Below are 21,183 nucleotides of genomic sequence, written 5' to 3' on the forward strand. Positions count from 1 at the left end.
CCTCTTTTTATTTCTTCTTCCTGAAACTCACCGCCACGGACTTTGGACCATTCATGGTTTTTGTATTGTCCGAGTCAACATCCTCAAGCTTGTAGCAATAAGTCTTGCCATTCACTATATGTTTGTCCTTGAATTTATAAGATGCGCCTTTGGTTGAATTCCCCTTTGCGTGGATGAGGTTTTTGTTTATCTTTGTATATTGCCCGTTCTCAGACTCACTGCGGTATATATTAAAGCCGAGGTTGTTGATCTCTGTAGCGGTCTGCCATGTTACAAAAACCTTTTTCTCTTTTTGCAATGCTGTAAAAGATGAAAGTGTTATTGCGGTTGGATTGTTATTATTGATGATAATCCTTAATGTTGGAGCGGTTTCTGAACCGGAAGAAGAAGTGTAAAAGTTAGCATTGGTTCCTGAATAAGCAATAGCCCAAGGATTTGGTTTATAAAAAATCTTTGGACTAAAGAAAAATCCTGAATAAGAATTTGAGGATAGCTGTAACAAATCATTATTTAAGGCAGTAGTAACATTTATATAGTGAAATATTGGTGAAAAAGAAAAATCAGAAGGTATAGACCCAATATTCTCCCCCACAGAAATATTGGTAGATAATGTTTCCCCTTCCGAGCTTTCATTTAAATTATTAACATAAACAACCCCTGGGTGAGAAACAGTACCATATAACAATAATTCCGCAGAAAATGTCCCGGGGACTAATGAGCTCAGACTTGAAATATCAAATTCAATTATCCCATTTTGGGTATTTTTTACACATATATCCGCACAAGAATAAAAAGAAACACGTATTCCTTCTCCTATAGAAGAAAAAGTATGGGGATTCCAGCAACCCTCAACCGGGAATGAGGCTGAATCAAAACGTCTTGTATTTTTAGTCCCTTCAGCAACAGGGGCAAGTGTAATAGTTGTAACATCTGAATCACATGGGTCACCAATTCCGTCATTGTCCTGGTCTGTCTGAGTAGGGTTGGGTATTGCAGGGCAGTTATCTACTGAATCATCTATGCCATCCGAATCAGTATCAGCGGCATAAGCGATATTTACATCAGAGTTCGAAACAAGAAAAAATGCAAGAACAGCAAGAGTAAAAAAAAGAATAACCTGTGGATTTTTATCAGACACAATTCCCTCCCCCTGTTTATAGCTCTATAAATACAAACTTGACTCAGCTTCCAGGATTAAAGCATTGTGGGATTACACATGTGGACTGGTTCGGCCCCGCCACAGTATCGCTTTTGCAGACACCGAGAACAGACTCTTCAGGAACAAGTTTAACTGCTTTTATGGTTGGTTCTTTATAAGGTTTTTTCCTGGAGTCCATTAAATTGTCCCCTTTGAAAGGTTAGTTTATCTGGAAGTAAAAAATTATATAAAAAAGCAAGCAAGGTTTATGCCAGCAGAAATGCGAGAACTTAATGGTTTGTTTTTATTGTGATTTTTTATGAAAAATTAGATAACGAAATAAGTCCACTTAAATATAAAAGTGTATAGGAATCCGACAGTTATTAAGCGCCAAGCATAACTTATTGATTTTTAGAGCTAAATACTGTTCAGAAATCCGACATCTCTTTTTAAGGATACAAACCCCTCATCTTCTTTGCCTTTGCGACTCTTTCAATCCCTATCATCAGTGCCGCTGTGCGTGCCGTGACTTTTTCCTTTTCCTTGCGTGCCAAAACCTCACGGAATGATTTGGAAAGAAGCTTTTTCACTTCGCCAACCACCCTTTCATGGCTCCAGAAAAAGCTCTGAAGATCCTGTACCCACTCGAAATAAGAGACCGTCACTCCTCCTGCATTGGCAAGTATATCAGGAATGAGAGTAATCTTTTTTTCTTCAAGGATCTTATCCGCTTCCACCGTAGTAGGACCGTTTGCCCCTTCAGCCACAATAGAGCACTTAAGTTTGTCAGCATTTTTTTCCGTGATACTCATTGCAACTGCGGCAGGAATCATGACATCGCAGTCAACTCCCCAGAAATCATCGACATCTACAGGCTCCGCATCTTTAAACCCCTTGATGCTGCCTGCCTCCTTTGCATAAGAGAGAAGAGCCATCACATCTATCCCTTTTGGATTATAAAGCGCGCCTGACACATCATTGATTGCCACAACCTTCCACTTCTTCCTTGCCGCTATCTCTGCCGCCGAATTCCCAACATTCCCGAAACCCTGTACGGCGATTCTCACATCATCACCTTTAAAATTTATGAGCGGCAAAGTTTCTGAGATCAGATGGATAAGGCCTCCTCCCGTAGCTTTGTTCCTTGCCTCGGAGCCGCCAAGCAGGACATTCTTTCCTGTCACGACTCCGGGGATAGTGTGCCCTTTCTGCATGCTGTAAGTATCCATCATCCATGCCATTGTCTGTTCATTGGTCCCCATGTCCGGGGCAGGGATGTCGGTCTCAGGTCCTATGATAAGTATGATCTCTGATGTGAAACGTCTTGTAAGCCTCTCAAGCTCCCCGATGCTGAACTTTGTGGGGTCACATTTTATCCCGCCTTTTGCGCCGCCATAGGGAAGTCCGATAAGGGCGCACTTCCATGACATCCACATTGCAAGGGCAGAAACCTCGCCGAGTGACACATCCTCGTGGTACCTGATTCCGCCTTTGGTTGGCCCCATTGTGAGATTGTGCTGAACACGATAGCCCATGAAAACCTCGGTCGTCCCATTATCCATTCTTACGGGAACAGAGACAACAATGCTTCTTGTTGGATGCTTTATCCGCTCAATGATGTTGTGATCAAGCTTAAGTAGTTTTCCGACGGCTTCAAACTGGTTTACCGCCATCTCAAAAACAGGATTTGAATATTCATAATGTTCCAACGCAGTTCCTCCTAAGTTTTGAACAGTAAAAGAATTATGAGGCTGTTGTGATTATTTTGCCAGAGAAAAATCAAGAATCATCTTACTAAATTTTATAAACTTCCGGCACCCTTGACTGGTAACAGGGCATAAGGGTTCGGGCTTTTTTTATCTCTGCAAGATTTATGGTTGCCTTTATGATCTTTTCCTTTTTGCCCGCCTTGGCAAGTATAGTTCCGTCAGGGGCAATGATCATTGAGTTGCCGCAAAAATCGAATTTGCCGATTCTTCCGGATGCAGCAGCGCCAATGACAAACAACTGGTTTTCAATCGCCCTTGCTTTTAAAAGTGTTTTCCAGTGTTCAACTCTCACCGTGGGCCACTGCGCAGGGACAACAAGGATTTCAGCGCCTCCCAATGCAAGGCTTCGCGCAAACTCGGGGAATCTTATGTCAAAGCAGAGCATAACTGCGATTTTCCCGAGGGAAGTCTGAAAAACAGGGGAATCTTTACCGGCGGACAGATATTTGTTTTCAGCCATTGGAGAGAAAAGATGCACCTTCCTGTATCTGCCTGCGACATTTCCGCCCTCATCAATGACAAAAGCAGTATTGTAGATTGAGCTGTTGTCCGCCTCCGGCATGGAGCCTATGATAATTGCATCGCAGGCTCTGGCAATGCCGCATAATTCCTCAATAACAAAATTGCTCTTCTCAGCTATCTTTGAAAGATTCCTGTAATCATAACCGCTTGTCCACATCTCGGGCAGGACAAAGAGGCGGCAGTCATCGCTGTTGTTTTTCGAAATCAGCTTTACAGCCCTTTCAAGATTCTCCTCAACTTTCCCAAACCGTATGGCAAGCTGAATAACACAGACTTCAAAACTTTCAGACATATTTTGTTTTTCTCCTCATCTTAGCGGCTGGAGATCATCCAGAAGGCGCGTGATCGCGACAGCCCGAATGTTCTTTTCAATAGGGAATGTATGCTCTCCCGCATAAATGACATCGAGTCTTTGAAGTTTGAGGTCTGACAGTGCACTCCGCATGGACGGCGTGACCCTGGGTGCGGACGTTCGTTTGATTTCGAAGCCAAGACGCAGTCTGCCCCGAACAACTAAAAGGTCAAGCTCGGCGCCGGAATAGGTTGCCCAGTAATAGCATTCCTCGGGCGTTGCTCCCAGACGCCGTACTATCTGCTCGATTACAAACCCCTCCCACGAAGCGCCCATCTTCGGATGCCCCTGAAGATCGTTCAGTGTTTTGATATTCAGCAGCGCGTGCAGTATTCCGGTATCGGCGAGATACACCTTGGGCGCCTTCACCTGCCGCTTTCCGATGTTTTCATACCACGGCTGTACCTGCCGAACGACAAGGGCTGATGTCAGGATATCGAGGTAATTACGAACCGTTGTATCGGCCACTCCGAAGGAACGGCCGAATTCCGAGGCGTTCCATATCTGACCGTGGTAATGGGCAAGCATTGTCCAGAACCTGCGAAGCGTAGTTGAACGAATCATAATGCCGAGCTGCGGCAGATCGCGCTCCAGGAAAGTGCGAATGAACCCCTGCCGCCACTCATCACTTTCGCTGCCAGTCCGGGCAAGGTATGACCGGGGAAAACCGCCTCTCAGCCAGAGACGCTCGTGCTGTCCTGTGCCAACCTCATCAATCGTAAATCCTCCGAGAGTGTGATAGACGATCCTGCCTGCCAGGCTCTCGGCACCCTGCCGGAGCAGCTCTGGTGAGGCGCTTCCCAGCACCAGAAACCGGGCAGGCCTGCCCGGGCGGTCAACGAGCACTCGGAGTACCGGGAAAAGGTCGGGATGGCGCTGGATCTCATCAATAACAACCAACCCGCGCGTATTCTTTAGAGCGAGCATGGGGTCGCTGAGCCTCGCAATATCCTCCGGGTTTTCCATGTCATAAAAAACCGTACGCGCACTCGATACTTCGGCGATGTTCCGCGCAAGAGTGGTTTTTCCAACCTGACGAGCACCGATTATCCCGACTACGGGATGGCGGCGAAGTAGTCCGCGCAGTCTGTCACATTCTTTGTCCCTGTTTATCATGCTAAAACAATACATTGAATATCCGGTGCTGTCAACTGAATATTCAATGCATGTCAAGACATATCAAGGAATGTTGCATGGATGATTTTTTTATTTGTGGTTAATGTTTCTGTTATATTATATTTTAGAAACAAAACAGTTTAAACTATGACAAAATGTATCTGGGAATCGACTTTTTAATAGCAGGTGACGGGACTCCATTTATTTCCGAAGTCAATATCGGGCTTCCCGGAGGAGCCTTCGAATACGACGTGGCAAGCAGGTTGACTTACGGACGCAGTTCTGGAATTTACGACCGCATCGATGAAATCGCAAAGAAAGTATACGGTAGATCTTTCTCCGATTATATCACCAGCACTCCATGGTTTGAAGAACACCGCAAATTCAAGATATGGCTCGACAGGAAAGGACCTTTGCCTCAAAAGCTCTATCCTCTATTCCGTCTTGAAGACAAATGGGTGCAGTATGAGTTTTTGAAAGAGAAATTCAATCTCCCTTATAGTGAAATATATACAGGCAAAGCAGAGCAGGTTGAGAAAATGATTGAGAGATTCGGGAAGACCGCACTTAAAAGACGTGCCGGCAGATGGAGCAAGGGATTCAGGGCTATAGCCGGCATCGCTGATTTGCCTCTCCTTGAAAATGAATTGCCGGAAGAATATATCTGCTCGCAGTTCATAACATCTAAAATCTCAGATTATCTTTTTTCCGTGAGAGCCAATGTATTTGAAGAAGAGTTCCTATGTCTGAGCGGAGATTTGACCCCTTCTTACCAGTCTAAATGGCGATTCATTGTTGCAGTTGAAGAGGGGAAAGGGTTGCAGTTAAGAGATGAGCATTTTGAGACTGTAGATGTCTGCGAACCAGCATGGGAAGGAGAAGTCTGGTGCAAGGACATGGAAATACCGGAGCACATGAAGCTTAATCTTACCAGTGATATGGCTGCTCTCACAATCGCTTATCTTACAAAGAAAACAATAAAGGATATCAAAGAGACGTCGCTTAAAATTGGAAAGTTCTACGACAGCCTTGATCCTGAAACTCTTCCAAAAGCTTTTTTCGAAAAATAAAAAAGCCGCAGGATTCTATCTGCGGCTATAAAAAATTTCGTTGCGAAAATTACTATACGGCTGAGGCTGAGGCCTGTCTTCCCGGAATTCCAATCTCAACAAGCTTGCCGTTCTGAAGACGATATGCCTTGTCAACATTGGCAAGAAGCGACAGCCTGTGAGTTACTATTATAACTGTCTTGTCTTTGCAAACTTCGTTAATCGTTTCCTGGATGGCATTCTCGTTGTAGTAGTCAAGGTTCGATGTGGGCTCGTCAAAAAGAAGTATGGGAGGGTTTTTCAGCAGCAATCTGCTTATAACTATGCGCTGGCGTTCTCCGCCGGAAAGTTTGTCTCCAAGCTCTCCTATGGAAGTATCATATCCTTTTGGAAGCGTTAAAATAAAATCATGAATGTTTGCCATCTGCGCGGCTTTAGTTATCTCATCCATGGTTGCATCAGGCTTTGAGATAGAAATGTTGTCTTTAATGCTTGTATCAAAAAGATGTGAATCCGGTGAAACAATGGACATCATATCGAAGATTGTCCTCTGTTGAAACCCCCTGATATCCTTTCCTCCTATCATGATTTCTCCGCTGCTAAATTCCCAGAACCTCATGAGAAGGCGCAGTATCGTGCTTTTGCCGCTTCCGCTTTCACCTACTATGGCAATAGACTGCCCCTGCGGGATAAAGAGGTTTAATTTATCGAGGACAGCCGGACCTTCTTCCTTATATTTAAAAACTACATTCTTTAAATTGATGTCAAAATTCTTTGGAAGCTCGGTCGTAGCATCTGGAGAGTCAACCACTTCCGGTTTTTCGTCAATGATTGTAAAAAGCCTCTCTCCTGCGGCAAATGATTCTGTGAGGTAATGGGACACAAGTCCTACAGAGAGAAGAGGTGTAAAGGCGCTTACCGTGGCAACTGATACGGTTATCATCCCCTGTGCAGTGAGCGCACCCGAGAGGTATCCCTGCACTGCAAAATATATTACTGTGAGGTTTGCAAGGAGTATCACTGCATTCACAAAACCTATGAGCCAACCCTGACGGATTGAATGTCCTCTTTTAATATTGTTCAAAGCCAGCCCTTTTTTGTTTATCATATCTTTCCGGCTGGGGCCCTGATTAAAGAGGAGAATTGTTTCAAGTCCCTGAAGAGAATCGGTAAGATACGCATTGGTTTCTCCAAGGGTGCCACGAAGCTTCTGGCCGGTCTTTCTCACATACCGCTCCCATGACACGGGAACGACGAATCCGAGAATAAACTGAAAAGGTAAAACAACAAGCGGGAGAACCCACCACCATGCAGAGAGGAATATCAACACTGCAAGGGAAACGCTGTAAGCGATTGCAAAGGGAGAAATGGTATGGGCAAAGAAAACCTCGATTATCTCTATATCGCCGGCAATCCTCGAAATAACATCGCCACTCCTTTTATCAAGGAGTTTCGCCGGGACAAGAGGTTCAAGCTCCTTGTAGAATGAAGTTCTAAGGTGTGCTAAAAGTTTGAATGCAACATCATGATTGCCAAGCTGTTCAAGATAAGCTCCTACTGCTTTCATTATTCCAAATACAAAAAGAAGGACATATAAAATTGTACCTGGAGGAGTGGCACCAGGAATAAGAAAGGATGAAACAAGCCATGCACCTAATGTGAGCAGCGCGATATTTGACAGATGGTTTATAATACCCCAGGAAATCGCATAGAACATCATCCCCTTAACTGGCTTTACCATCTTGAAGAGGCGGAGGATGATCTTGGGCCTCGACATCTCTTTATTCTTATTTTCCATATCTTAACCTCAAATTTAGTTTTTTATATTCCCGTCAATTCATGCTTGGAGTTTCAAGCCGTTGCTGGCTGTTCACAAGTGTCGCATAAGCCGCTTTCCTGTTTATAAGTTCATCGTGCGTTCCTGTTTCAACAACATTCCCCTTGTCTATAACTACTATCTTATCAGCCTCACGGACTGTACGAAGTCTGTGTGCGATGACAAGGGTTGTTTTTGTTTTTGCAATTTCATGAAGTGTTGCCTGTATCTTCTCTTCATTCTCAACATCAACATTTGAGGTCGGTTCATCGAGGATAAGTATGGGAGCATCTTTAAGAAGTGCACGGGCAATACCTATCCGCTGTATCTGTCCGCTTGAGAGGTTCCTGGCCTGCTCTACGAGAGATGCATCAAGTTTTTCAGGAAGGGAATTTACAAAATCTATGATGCCTGCCTTCCTGCAGGTTTCATAAAGTTCTGCATCCGTTGCATCAGGTTTTGCTATAAGGAGGTTTTCCCTTATACTTCCGTGGAAAAGGTATGTTCTCTGGGCGACAACAGCTATGTTTTTACGAAGCTCAAGGGGATTGATTTTATAAAGAGACTGATTGCCAATAGTTATCTCCCCTCCTGTCGGCTCATAAAATCTTGTAATCAAATTTGCAATCGTGCTTTTCCCGCACCCGCTGGAACCAACAAGAGCTGTAATCTGTCCAGTTTTTAATTCAAGGTTAAGACCTTTTAGAACCGGATTCCTGTCATCTTTGTAAGAGAAATTTACGTTCCTGAAAACAATGTCATAGTTGCCATTAAGATTTACCGTTTCCACTGCGGTTTTCCTGCTAAGCTCATCCTTTTTTGGATCCTGATTTAAAAGCTCGAATATCGACCTTATGGCTGCCATCGCCTGCATTGCAATGTGCGTATAAGCACCCAGCAGACGAAGGGGACGGAAAAACTCGTAAGCGATAAGGACTACAACTGTTGCAGAAGCTACTGTCAGCGAACCGCTTTGCAGGTAGTGTATTGCAAGAGCTATTCCTGTTGCCGTACCTACCATGGATATAATGTCCATAGATAATGTAGAAACAAGATTAGAATAAAGGAGACTCATTGTTCTTATGCGAAAAGCTTCACTTTTTTCTCCTATCAGTTTTGTGCGCTTTTCAAGAAGTTTGAAGGTTTTCAGCGTAGTAATACCCTGCAAAGAATCGAGATAATAGGCATTGAGATTCTCATAAACCCCCCAGTGCGACTTTGCCACCCTGCTTATCCACGCGCGCACGAAGACAAGGCTTATCGGTATTAGGAAAACCATGAGAAGAAGGGTCAATGCAATGGTACTATTAATAGGTTTGAGATAAAAATAAAGACCTGCCGGAACAAGGACACTTAAGAATGCCTGAGGAGTCACAAGACCATAGATGTTCTCAAGCTGTTCGACACCTTCCACTGTGGTGGTCGAAAGACTTCCTGTTTTTTTAACATCACGGTACGCAAGTTCAAGGTCCAGTATCTTTGAATAAATCTTCCTCCTCGTATCAAGCTTAACCTTTGCACCTATTTCATAAACAGCCTTGGTTGCAGACCATGAGAAGATAAGCCTTATAACAACCGCGCAAAACATTATAATCAGCGCCTGCTGAAAAACCTCTGTCGGGAAAGTTCTTGTTTCCGGATTTGATTTCATGAAATCTTCGACGAGCTTGACTATAGCTCCTGTGCGGTCAATAAAAACAACTGTAGCAGTTGTAATCAGCAGATTGGCAATGATGGCAAGAACCATCCAGCCTTTTGAAGTTTCGCCCAATGTAAAGAGCGTATGTTTCTCACTCATATAAACACCTCATATTTGAGTTTTTTTATTAATAACTTCTGACAATATTATTATCAACCTTTTGTTAACTTAATATGGCCATATTGTAAAAAAAATTTACGCACTTTAAAATTTGTAGCTTGTTGTCCCGCTAAAATGCCAATTGATTATATGAATAACTATTCATATATAAAAACTATAATATCCGTCAAGCGTTTTGTTGAGATGAGAGAACAAGCTCATTACGAGTAGTCAGGTCAGGAACCGCTTTTTCCGGAAAAATAATGTCTCAGTATATCCCTTGAGCTCATCCCGAGAAGTTCTTTTATCCCTTTACTTTTGTAAACTGATTCAACAACTTTAAATCCGTAAAAATAATCTTCTCTTCCCGGAGAACCCTCTCTGAGTGTGCCTTTACGGTAATATCTTCCGATATTTCCGATCTGATTTGCCTCTTTGAGCAGTTTCTCTTCGATAAACCCCATGTTTTCTTCGCACCATAGAAGTGCATCATCTCCATAAAAAAGATAATGTTTGTCCGGATGTCCGGGGACAAGAAGCTTTGAAAAAAAGGTTGCCATCCCTTCTCCTATGAAATGTTCGCTGAAGGGAGTTATGGAAAGAAGCCTTCCGTGCTCCATATCAAGATTGGCGCCATAGCTTTCAAGTACTCCCGGAGTTGTATCCCTTGCAACATGCCCTATCTCATGTCCTGCAATTGTCTCAAGGTATGACTTGTCAGCCTCGGGATAATCAAGCCCTATATATATGGTGGGTCTTCCGCCGAAATAAACAGTGATGCCATCGACGAGATGTCCAAAAGTGAAGAATAATATTATATCGCAGCAAATCTTGTGCCCTGCAAGTTCCTCTGCATTCCTGTGAACCTCTGCAACGGCATCCTTTATCTTCCAGTCTGAAAGACTTTCAAGCAGCCGGGCATAAGAAGTAACATCAAAGGTTTCATTGTTAAAAAAAGATGCCGGGTCCTTGAACCAGAAATTGGCAAATGAACGAAGAGGGACAAGATATTCAGCAGAAGGATTGATATAGTATTCCTTAAACTTCCGGGCAGTTTCATTTTTATCATTATTAAGCGGGATATTAGCGAGGAATTTTTTAAAATAATCTGTAAGGTCTACAATACGAACTTCGCTCTCTTTATTCATGCAAGTATCTGGTTTGCATTTTCGCCGGAGTGCATAAGAGCATTTATAATCATAAAGTTATGGTAAACTGACAGATTGTAAATGTAAACCAAAAAAGCCTGACGTTTTCATATTGACTAAAAAAACACCATACGTTAGTAGTGTTTCTGTAGGTTTTGCAGGCTGGTATCAGCGGTTATAAGAAAGTAGTTGAATTATATCCTGTTAACAATAATTAATCTAATTAAATACAGGAGGTAAAGAATGAAAGACAAGAAAAATATCGAAGCTCTGCTTGACGAAAGGCGGCTCTTTGAACCGTCTAAGGAGTTCGTAGATAAAGCGAATATGAGCAGGGCAGATATTTACGAAGAAGGCAAAGACATCGAGAAATTCTGGGCCAAAGCTGCTGATAATGTAGATTGGTTCAAGAAATGGGATACACTTCTTGAATGGAAGCCTCCATTTGCAAAATGGTATATCGGAGGTAAGCTTAACATATCCTACAACTGCCTAGACAGGCATCTGAAAACCAGGAAGAACAAGGCAGCCTTAATCTGGGAAGGCGAACCCGGCGATGAAAAGGTCTATACTTACTGGGATCTATACAGGGAAGTAAATAAGTTCGCAAATGTCCTCAAACATTTCGGGGTGAAAAAAGGAGACAGAGTTACAATCTACCTCCCAATGGTGCCGGAACTGCCTATCGCCATGCTTGCCTGTACGCGAGTCGGTGCTGTACACAGCGTTGTCTTCGGCGGATTCAGCCCTGAGTCATTAAGAGAGAGGATAAATGATTCTGACTCTAAGGTGGTTATAACTGCTGACGGAGGATTTAGGCGTGGGGCGATCGTCCCGCTTAAAAGGAATGTCGATGTAGCTATCGAAGACTGTCCCTGCGTACATAATGTGATAGTGGTAAAAAGAGTTGGCGAAGAAGCGCGCATCCACATGAGTGACGGAAGAGACCACTGGTGGACAGACCTTATGGATGAGTCTGACGGTTATTGCGCACCGGAACAGATGGACAGCGAAGACTTGCTCTACATTCTATATACCAGCGGAACAACCGGAAAGCCCAAAGGGATAGTCCATACCACAGGAGGATACCTCGTTGGTACAACGTTGACCGCAAAATGGATCTTTGATTTAAAAGATGAAGATACTTACTGGTGCAGTGCAGACATTGGATGGGTTACAGGGCACAGCTACATAGTTTACGGGATACTTTCAAATGGCGCGACAACAGTCATGTATGAGGGCTCGCCTGACTATCCGGAAAAAGACAGATTCTGGGAAATAATAGAAAAATATAATGTTAACATCTTTTATACTGCACCCACGGCAATAAGGACTTTCATGAAATGGGGAGAAGAGTGGACAAAGAAAAGGGACCTCTCTTCTCTGAGGCTTTTGGGCTCTGTGGGAGAACCAATCAATCCCGAGGCATGGATGTGGTACCAGAAGAACATTGGAAAGGGCAAATGCCCTGTTGTCGACACATGGTGGCAGACTGAAACAGGGATGATACTTATTTCCCCGCTCCCCGGGATAGTTAATACGAAGCCGGGGTCTGCAACAAGACCATTTCCCGGGATTGAGGCTAAAGTATTTGATGATAAGGGAAATGAAGTGCCGCCTGAGTCCGGAGGATATCTGGTTCTGACAAAGCCCTGGCCAGCAATGCTTCGCACAATATACGGAGATGCGGATAGATACAAAGAGCAGTATTGGTCAAAATACAAAAATATATATTTTACCGGCGATGGGGCAAGGAAGGACAAGGACGGCTACTTCTGGCTCATGGGAAGAGTCGATGATGTAATAAATGTTTCCGGTCACAGGTTAAGCACAATGGAGATTGAAAGCGCTCTTGTTGACCATCCTTCAGTCGCTGAATCAGCTGTAATAGGCAAGACTCATGAAATAAAAGGACAGGCAGTTGCAGCATTCGTAACTCTGAAACAGGGGGTTACTGCAAATAAAGCCATGCAGGATACTTTAAAGGAACATGTAGCGAAAAAAATCGGCTCAATGGCAAGACCTGAAGACATCTACTTCACAGCGGAGCTTCCCAAGACAAGAAGCGGGAAAATAATGAGAAGGTTGCTGCGCGATATTGCAGAAAAGAGAGCGCTCGGGGATACCACTACGCTCGCTGACCCAAATGTAATTGAAAGCTTAAAACAGCAGTACGAGGACGAAGAATAATCATATAAGATTTCCTGCAATCCCCTTCCTTCCCCTTATCTAAAGAGGGAAAGAGGGGGATTGTCATATTGGTAGAACGATTATGGAAATATTTAAATACAACCTCCCTTGAAGCGGCAAACAGAAGGGCAGAGTCCCGTATAAGACAGGCAGAGAAAAATTAGTTTATATTGTACTTGCCGAGGAGGTAGCGGAAGGACCTGAAGCTTAATTTCAAAAGGTCGGCAGCCTTTGTCTTTTTCCCGCCGGTATTCTCAAGGGCCTTAAGCAGGTATTTTATCTCTATGCTGCTTATAATCTTTTCAAAGTCTATACCTTCAGGCGTTATCTCGGGGAGCATCTCATTCTTGTTTCCACGGCTTCCTTTGTAAAGCTCAGGGTTGAGAATCTCATCAGGAAGATAGTTAGATGTTATTATGTTCCCTGAACAAAGTATAAGAAACCTTTCAATAACATTCTCAAGCTCCCTGATATTGCCGGGCCAGGAATAACTTTTCAGATAATTCAGGGTATCAGGATGCATCGAAGGAGGAGTTCTTCCTATCTTACGGGAAACTCTTTTTATCAAATAATCTGCGAGCTCGTCAATATCCTCAATACGTTCCCTCAGCGGATGAACATGGATGGGAAATACGTTTACCCTGTAGAAAAGGTCCTCTCTGAATTTTTCCTCTTCAACAAGTTTTTTAAGATCCTTGTTGGTCGCAGATATTATCCTCACGTTTACCTTTATTGTCTGCCTGCCGCCGACTCTTTTTATTTCCATCTCCTGAAGCACACGGAGGAGCTTGACCTGGGTCGACGGAGACGTCTCACCTATCTCGTCAAGAAAAAGGGTGCCGCCGTCAGCTATTTCAAAAAGCCCCTGCTGAGTTCTCACGGCATCAGTAAAAGCTCCCTTTTCATGTCCGAAAAGCTCGCTTTCAAGGAGTGTTTCAGGCAGCGCTCCGCAATTTATCGATTCGAATGGTTTGTTCTTCCGTACGCTGTTAGCATGGATCGCTCTCGCAATAAGTTCTTTTCCGGTTCCGCTCTCTCCATAAATTAAAACCGTACTGTCCGTACCAGCCACCTTCTCTATAAGGTCAAGAACACGTTTTACCTCAGGAGAATTGCCTATAATCGTTTTGGCGCCGTCCTCCCTTTCTATCCTCCGCCTCAGTCTCAGGTTCTCTCTCTTTAAATCATGCTTCTCAAGTGCCTTTCTTATTACAAGCTTTATCTGTTCATTGTTAAAAGGTTTGCTTATATAGTCGCAGGCACCCAGCTTCATGGCTTCCACCGCTGTTTCATGCGATGCATAAGCTGTTATCATGATTACATCAGTATCAGGGGATGTTTCCTTTACAGACTTTAATATGTCAATGCCGCTTACAATGGGCATTTTTATATCGCTGATAACGATATCAAAAATATTGTCTTTCAAAATTTCAAGAGCTTTTCTCCCGTCACTGCACGTCTCAACTTCAAACCCCTCCTGCGAAAGCATAATGTGCATGAATTCCAGAAGATTTTTTTCATCATCTACAACCAGTATTCTTGGCATCAATCAATCCTTCCCGTCAGATATATTAAAGCAGGGGAGATAGAGAAAAAATTTGGTCCCCTTCCACTCAACGCTCTCAACTTCGATCTTCCCCCCCTGTTCCTCAAGAATTCTATATACTATAGAAAGCCCAAGCCCAGTGCCTCCGGTTTTTGTAGTATAGAATGGAGAGAAAATTTTATTCCTGTTCTCTGTCTTTATCCCAATACCAGTATCTGCAAATATTATTCTTATAAACTCCACATTGTTTTTTGAAAGTCCGTAATAATCGTGCCGCATACTATATCTTTCAGCAGTTATTTCAAGTTCTCCATCCCTGCCGTTCATTGCCTCGATCGCATTTATTGCAAGATTCCAGAAAACCTGCTCAAGCTGGCTTCCATCACCCTTCACATAGAGGTCACCACTTTCACAGTTAAGCCTGATATTTACATTTTTATTATCGCATTTGGGATCATTTTTTATCAGGGTCACAACATCAGTAAGTATTCTCACTACATTGCAAACTGCAACATTGGCGGGAACTGGCCTCGCATATTGTAAAAAGTTCTTGATGATGGAATCAAGGCGATCGGATTCCTTTATGGTTATATCCATGAGCTTCCTGTTCATACCCTCGGCGTGTGTTGTTTCTCTAAGCATCTGGATTGAACCGCTTATGGATGCCAGAGGGTTCCTTATCTCATGAGCAATTCCAGCTGCGACCTCCCCAATTGCAGCAAGCCTGTCAGCACGCTTTAGGTTCTCCTCCATTTTTTTTACCTCAGTCCGGTCCTGAAAATTCCCAATCATACCGGTGACAACGCCTGATTCTGTCCTGAGCGGGAGAAGAGAAATCTCTATATATCTTGTTTCACCGTCAATGGCCATCTCAAGCTCCCTTGAAAGCTGTGAATCATTGCCTCCGGAGAGGATCTCCATGCATTCCGAGTAATTCAACCGTGGAAAGATATCGCCAAGGTCTTTGCCTATAACTTCATCCCTCCTGCGCATAGTTATTTTTTCAGCCGCCATATTGAAAGAATTTATCTTCCCTGCAAGATCCGTAGTAACAAGCCCGTTTGACAGGCTTTCAAGAATATTTTCATTGAATCTTTCTAACTCCCTTACTGTCTCAGATTTTTCTTCAAGCTCTTCATGGGTTTTCTTCAGATTCTCAAGCAGAACACCGCTGAAGAATGCCACAAGATAAAAGGCAGCCACATTAAGAAATACCTTAAGAAAAATCTCCCAGAAGAAATGAGGAGTGAGGGGAATCAGAAAGTTATCAGGAAGCGGAAGTAATTTTATCATGCTCGTCTGGAATATGACCAAAGCAACAAAAAGAAGAGAAGATACAGAGGCGGCAACAAATCCACCAATCCTGAAAAGCACGATGCCCGCAGTGATAATAGCCAGAAAATACAGGAAAACAAAGGGACTTTCCATACCCCCTGTAAGGTAAACAAGCGCTGTATCGAACAGAATGTCCCCTACTATCTGAACATAGGCAAAAAGGGCTGTGTTCTTTATCCTGTTAACCAGCAGAGAATAAATGATAGTAAGCAGGTAAATAACAATTATGAGAATATAAAGTATGGAAAGAAATGGAGTTAAATAAGAATCTTTCTGCTGGATCTCAACGAGTATCGTGGTCCCGAGGAGCGCTGTAACCACGACAATACGCATGGTCATAAGCCACTTCAACCCCACCGAGCTATGACTGCCCTGCATTATTCCAAACAATTTAATCTCTCTTCCTTCGGGAAGAATTTTTCCTATTTAATAGCGCTAGCCAGTGTAAAGATCGGCAGATACATGGCTATAAGGATAAAACCTACTATTCCTCCAAGGACCACCATCAGGGCAGGTTCCATAAGCGCCGTAAGGGCATCTACGGCATTGTCTACTTCTATCTCATAAAAATCTGCAATTTTAGCAAGCATTGTATCAAGAGCGCCTGTCGCCTCGCCAACCCCTATCATCTGAACAACCATTGGAGGAAAAACTTTTGTCTTCTCAAGTGGTTCTGCTATGGATTTTCCTTCAGCAATACTCGCCCTTGTTTCCATTACTGCAGCACCTATTATAACATTCCCTGCCGTCCTTGAGACTATTTCAAGTCCGTCGAGTATCGGTACTCCGCTCGATATGAGCGTTGAAAGAGTTCTCGTGAATTTCGCAACAGCAGATTTCCTTATTATGTCTCCGAAAATGGGAAGCCTGAGAAACAGGGCATCAGTTACTTTTAAGCCATTAGCGGTACCACGATAAAATCTCAGGGCAAAAATAAGGGCTACTATCACGACAAGAACCATTCCGCCTTTCCAGCTAGCAGCGAAATGACTTAAATCTATTACCATCTGAGTGGGAGCAGGAAGGGTTCCTCCAAAATCAGTAAACATTTTCGCAAAAGTCGGTATAACAAAGACAAGGAGTGCCGCAACAACGACAAATGCAACAGAAAGGATCGCTATAGGATATACGCTTGCCTTTTTCACCTTAGCTTTGAGCGCTGATGCTTTTTCGATGTAGGTTGCGAGCCTTTTTAATACAGTATCAAGAATACCGCCGGCTTCTCCTGCCTCAATCATATTGGCAAAAAGCGAATCAAAAACATCAGGGTGCTTTCTGAGAGAGTCGGCAAATGTTGACCCTGATTCAACGTCCTCTTTTATTTTCGTAAGTACCTGCTTGAAGACTTTCTTTTCGCTCTGGTTAGCGAGGATTTCAAGGCACTGGACCAGGGGAAGACCTGCCTCGATCATGGTGGCAAACTGGCGTGTAAAAACTACAATATCCTTCTCTGTTACCTTCTCCTTCATTCCCGGTATATTGAGTTGAAAGGCAACAGCTTTTTTCTTTATAGAGGTAACTATTAGTTTCTGTGTGCGGAGAAGTTTGCGGGCCTCTTCTATGGTTTTAGCCTCTATCTCCCCTTTTTTTATATCCTTGGATAATGTTCTTGCTACATATTGGAAGGCTGGCATTTCAAATACCTCCTATCTTTATATTTTAACTCATTACCGGCTAAAGTATAAAGATAATATTTTAGTCGCTCATTGTAACACGCACTACTTCCTCTAACGTTGTTACTCCTTCCTTTATTTTGTTGAGCCCGCTTCTCCTCAATGTCTGCATCCCATCGGCGATGGCTTGTCTTTTTATTTCCGGCGTCTGCGCCCCCTGGAGAATGAGCTCTTTAAGTTCCTTTGAAAGAGGCATAACCTCGTAAAGTGCAACTCTTCCCTTATAACCTGTGTTGCCGCATACTCCGCACCCCTTGCCGTGAAACACTTTAATCCCGGCGCTTATCTCTTCTTCTGTAAACTGCACACCGAGCAGTGCTTCCTTGTTAGTTTGAATTTCTTCAGAACAATTGTAGCATACCTTCCTTGCAAGCCTCTGGGCAACGATAAGATTGGTAGCGGAAGCGACAAGGAAAGGTTCAACACCCATGTTAAGCATACGGTTTATAGTTTCAGGAGCATTGTTGGTATGCAATGTGCTAAGCACGAGATGCCCTGTAAGGGCTGCCTTGATTCCAATTTCTGCTGTCTCAAAATCTCTGATCTCTCCAACCAATATGATATCAGGGTCCTGTCTCAGGAAGGATCTGAGAGAGGCGGCAAAATTCAGCCCTATATCCTCGTTCATCTGCACCTGATTCACCCCCATAAGGTTAAACTCCACCGGGTCTTCAGCAGTCATTATGTTTTCAGTTATTTTGTTGAGTTCACTGATAGCGGAATAGAGCGTTGTTGTTTTCCCGCTCCCTGTCGGACCTGTGACAAGAACCATGCCAAAGGGCATATGGATAGCATGCTGAAAATGCTTTAATGGTAAATCATCGAATCCTAGTTTTGTCATGTCAAGCTGAAGGTTTGACTTGTCAAGGAGACGCATGACAACTTTTTCACCGAAAAGCGTGGGAAGTACTGACACCCTGAAATCCATCTCGCGCTTCGGCCCCAGCTTAAGCTTTATCCTGCCGTCCTGAGGAAGTCTTCTTTCCGCTATGTCAAGTTTAGACATAACTTTTATGCGGGATACCATTGCGTTTTTTATTTTTAACGGCAAATCCATCGCTTTGTGAAGGACACCGTCAAGCCTGTATCTCACCCGGAAATTTTTTTCATAGGGTTCAATATGGATATCGGAAACCTTCATCTTTATGGCTTTAAGGAGAATCCCGTTTACAAGCCTTACTACAGGGGCCTCGACATCCCTCGACATATCTTCATCAAGATTATCCTCCACAACCTCAACTGCGTCAGCGGCGCCTGACACCAGCTTGTCGAGTTCATCAACCTCAATATGAGCTTCCTCTTCCTCAAACATCGAGGAAGCTAAACCATCTTCTTCCTCAAGCAGTATATCCTTCTCTTCTATCAGCATCTGAGCCGGTGTCTGAGAAACACCTCCTTCTCCGCTTCCGCCATAGAATTTCCCTATAGCAGCCTTAATCGCGCTTTCAGGCGCTACAACAGGCTCGACATTATAACCGGTCATGAATTTAATGTCGTCAATGGCAAAGACATTGGAAGGATCCACCATCGCGACAGTAAGAGTGGAACCAATCCTGCTGATGGGAATTACCTCATATTTTCTTGCGGTCTTGGGCGGAATGAGTCTGCATATTGAAGCATCTATATCAAAATCATCAAGATTGATTGACGGGACGCCATACTGCTGGCTTAAGAAAGATGTGATAGTGTCTTCAGTGAGTACACCTTGTTTTATAAGGACAGAGCCCAACCTTTCATGGGTTGTTTTTTGTGCCCGCAAAGCTTCATCAAGCTGCTTCTCGTTTATGAGCCCTCCTTCAATCAAAAGCTGTCCTAGTTTTGCCATATTTTCAGTGCCCGCTTATACTTAACAAAGAAATCTTCAGAGACTGGGACCCGATTCTTCCAAAGAATCTAATCCTGTCTTCCACCATCTCTATATTCCGTATCATATCTATTACATTCCCGGATATCATAACACCTCTCACCGGATGTGACAATTTTCCCGATTCGATAAGAAGCCCTTCAATCCCGAAGGAGAAATCACCTGTAACAGGATTAGCCGTATGAACCCCCATTGCTTCGGTTACGAGTATCCCTTTGTCGACAGAAGCTATTATATCTTTCATGGAATCTACTTTCTCAGACCGGACATATAGAATTCCAGTCCCGACAGATGGCGTGCTCTTATAGCTTCCTCTGAAACCATTGCCCGTAGATTTTACACCATCTTTGCATGCGGTATATGTATCATAGAGGAATCCCTGCAACAGGCCTCCTGATATAAGTTTTTTTTCTGCAACAGGAACACCTTCAGAATCAGCAGGGAATACAGAAACAGCATCAGGATGGAATCCGCAGTCAATAAGGTTAATTGATGCCGGAGCAACACTTATTCCTTTTTTTCCGGCAAACATGGACTTTCCCTTTTGAACATTGTCTGCACAAAGGGAGGATGAAAGAAGCCCCAGGAACTCCATTGCCACGTAGTTGTCGAGCACTGCCGGATATGAACCTGTGGCAACTGATTTCGCTCCAAGCATCCGGACAGATTTTTCTGCCGCAGTCCTGCCTACCTTTTCAAAGTCAAGGGCTGAGAATTTCCTTGCCCTGTCCATCTCCCAGCCGGTTTCCATGGTTTTAGAGTCTTCGGCTACAAGAGTTATGCTGCACCCGCAAGCAGTCCCTGACTGGAAATAGTCAATGCCCAAAGTATTAGCCACAGCCACTTCAAACTCGCTGTCCCAGTATGCACTTTTGTTGCTCTTCGTTATCCTCTTGTCGTATTCCATCCCGCTTCTTTCAAGCAGCCGGGCTGCACCGATTTTCTCTTCCACGGAGACCGATGAGATATCTGAAGGTGAAAGATTATATTCAGGATAACCCTTCTCCTGTTTTTCCGGCAGCAATCGCGCTTTATCTTCCCCTGCAAACGCACTGCTTTGGATTGCATTCTCAATTATCCCTGAGATAAGATCATCTCCGGTCCCTGAGCATGAAGAAAAGCCGACCTTGCGGCCATCGATAACACGCAGCCCTATCCCCCAATCCTCTGACTGTTCGAAAGTTTTTATATTGTCTTTCTCAACTTCAATGGAGAGTCCCCTGTTTCGGCTGATATAAACTTCAGCCTCTACAGCTTTCTTTGCTTTTACCTGCTTTAATATTTTTTGTGCCAGATCTTTCATAAGCCAAACAATAATTGTTTATTCGAGATACTTTACCATTGCTGATTCATCGCAGACAGGAAATTTATGACACCTTATACATTCACCCCATATCTTCTGGGGAAGTTTCGATTTATCTATCTCCTCGAAACCGTTTTCAGCAAAGAAACCGGGGACATAAGTAAGAACAAATACTGTAGTTATCCCCATTTTTTTTGCCTCGGAAAGAGTGTGATTTAAAAGGAGCGTTCCCATCCCCTTTTTTTTTTCGCGGATTCCAACTGCGAGAGAGCAGATTTCTGCAAGATCTTTCCAGTATATCTTCAGACAGCAGGTCCCGACCACCTTCCCCTTTTTTTCATAAACAAAATAGTTCCTGATGTTCTCATAGATCTCGCTTAATGATTTCTGGATCATCAATCCTTTACGGCTGTAATAATTGATGATCTTTTGTATCGGTTCGGCGTCCTGAATTTTCGCCGGTCTTATGTTTTTCAATATATACCCCCTGAAAGTCAGGCTGGAAGCCCTGTTCCTGCGATTGTATAAAAATACTTTAAAGACGATGCAGTGTCAATTTTTTTG

The 21,183-nt window shown here is 43.6% G+C and carries 16 protein-coding genes; 2 read left to right on the forward strand and 14 right to left on the reverse strand.

What is annotated here, in order from left to right; genetic code table 11:
* Window positions 1-7: 7 nt before the first annotated feature.
* The 5 genes from HZA77_02515 to HZA77_02535 all read right to left on the reverse strand — a co-directional run bounded on the left by HZA77_02515 (window position 8) and on the right by HZA77_02535 (window position 4,897).
* Window positions 8-1,141: a thrombospondin type 3 repeat-containing protein gene (locus HZA77_02515; protein MBI5374277.1), complete on the reverse strand. Its 1,134-nt coding sequence runs from the start codon at window positions 1,139-1,141 to the stop codon at window positions 8-10.
* A 40-nt stretch (window positions 1,142-1,181) separates the two neighbouring features.
* The gene (locus tag HZA77_02520) at window positions 1,182-1,337 is read right to left on the reverse strand and encodes a hypothetical protein (protein ID MBI5374278.1); all 156 of its coding nucleotides are present in this window, start codon (window positions 1,335-1,337) and stop codon (window positions 1,182-1,184) included.
* 250 nt (window positions 1,338-1,587) lie between these two features.
* On the reverse strand, window positions 1,588-2,811 hold the full coding sequence (locus HZA77_02525; protein MBI5374279.1) for a Glu/Leu/Phe/Val dehydrogenase: 1,224 nt from the start codon (window positions 2,809-2,811) through the stop codon (window positions 1,588-1,590).
* A 121-nt stretch (window positions 2,812-2,932) separates the two neighbouring features.
* Complete coding sequence (locus HZA77_02530) at window positions 2,933-3,721, reverse strand: carbon-nitrogen family hydrolase (GenBank protein MBI5374280.1); 789 nt, start codon at window positions 3,719-3,721, stop codon at window positions 2,933-2,935.
* Between the two features lie 15 nt (window positions 3,722-3,736).
* Window positions 3,737-4,897, reverse strand: a complete 1,161-nt coding sequence (locus tag HZA77_02535) for an ATP-binding protein (protein MBI5374281.1) — start codon at window positions 4,895-4,897, stop codon at window positions 3,737-3,739.
* 155 nt (window positions 4,898-5,052) lie between these two features.
* Between HZA77_02535 and HZA77_02540 the strand changes: the two genes are divergently transcribed.
* Window positions 5,053-5,967, forward strand: coding sequence for a hypothetical protein (locus HZA77_02540; GenBank protein MBI5374282.1), 915 nt, complete (start codon window positions 5,053-5,055; stop codon window positions 5,965-5,967).
* A gap of 52 nt (window positions 5,968-6,019) precedes the next feature.
* Here the strand turns inward: HZA77_02540 and cydC are convergent, their stop codons facing one another.
* From cydC to HZA77_02555, 3 genes are all read right to left on the reverse strand, one after another.
* Window positions 6,020-7,744, reverse strand: a complete 1,725-nt coding sequence (gene cydC / locus HZA77_02545) for a thiol reductant ABC exporter subunit CydC (protein MBI5374283.1) — start codon at window positions 7,742-7,744, stop codon at window positions 6,020-6,022.
* Window positions 7,745-7,778: 34 nt separating this feature from the next.
* Entirely contained in the window at window positions 7,779-9,560 is a 1,782-nt protein-coding gene (locus HZA77_02550) for an ABC transporter ATP-binding protein/permease (GenBank protein ID MBI5374284.1), read from the reverse strand.
* A gap of 236 nt (window positions 9,561-9,796) precedes the next feature.
* Complete coding sequence (locus HZA77_02555) at window positions 9,797-10,708, reverse strand: hypothetical protein (protein ID MBI5374285.1); 912 nt, start codon at window positions 10,706-10,708, stop codon at window positions 9,797-9,799.
* Between the two features lie 243 nt (window positions 10,709-10,951).
* Between HZA77_02555 and acs the strand changes: the two genes are divergently transcribed.
* Window positions 10,952-12,898: an acetate--CoA ligase gene (gene acs / locus HZA77_02560; protein MBI5374286.1), complete on the forward strand. Its 1,947-nt coding sequence runs from the start codon at window positions 10,952-10,954 to the stop codon at window positions 12,896-12,898.
* Window positions 12,899-13,058: 160 nt separating this feature from the next.
* On the opposite strand, the gene HZA77_02565 is transcribed toward acs, so the two are convergent.
* The 6 genes from HZA77_02565 to HZA77_02590 form a co-directional block, all read right to left on the reverse strand.
* Entirely contained in the window at window positions 13,059-14,447 is a 1,389-nt protein-coding gene (locus HZA77_02565; GenBank protein MBI5374287.1) for a sigma-54-dependent Fis family transcriptional regulator, read from the reverse strand.
* Window positions 14,448-16,169: a PAS domain S-box protein gene (locus tag HZA77_02570; protein ID MBI5374288.1), complete on the reverse strand. Its 1,722-nt coding sequence runs from the start codon at window positions 16,167-16,169 to the stop codon at window positions 14,448-14,450.
* A gap of 32 nt (window positions 16,170-16,201) precedes the next feature.
* The gene (locus tag HZA77_02575; protein MBI5374289.1) at window positions 16,202-17,413 is read right to left on the reverse strand and encodes a type II secretion system F family protein; all 1,212 of its coding nucleotides are present in this window, start codon (window positions 17,411-17,413) and stop codon (window positions 16,202-16,204) included.
* A 61-nt stretch (window positions 17,414-17,474) separates the two neighbouring features.
* Window positions 17,475-19,277: a type IV-A pilus assembly ATPase PilB gene (pilB, locus tag HZA77_02580; GenBank protein ID MBI5374290.1), complete on the reverse strand. Its 1,803-nt coding sequence runs from the start codon at window positions 19,275-19,277 to the stop codon at window positions 17,475-17,477.
* 4 nt (window positions 19,278-19,281) lie between these two features.
* Entirely contained in the window at window positions 19,282-20,619 is a 1,338-nt protein-coding gene (locus tag HZA77_02585; GenBank protein MBI5374291.1) for a TldD/PmbA family protein, read from the reverse strand.
* 18 nt (window positions 20,620-20,637) lie between these two features.
* The gene (locus HZA77_02590; GenBank protein MBI5374292.1) at window positions 20,638-21,096 is read right to left on the reverse strand and encodes an N-acetyltransferase; all 459 of its coding nucleotides are present in this window, start codon (window positions 21,094-21,096) and stop codon (window positions 20,638-20,640) included.
* Between the last annotated feature and the right edge of the window lie 87 nt (window positions 21,097-21,183).

This window comes from Candidatus Schekmanbacteria bacterium (genome assembly GCA_016219965.1).
Lineage (GTDB): Bacteria > Schekmanbacteria > GWA2-38-11 > GWA2-38-11 > J061 > JACRJM01.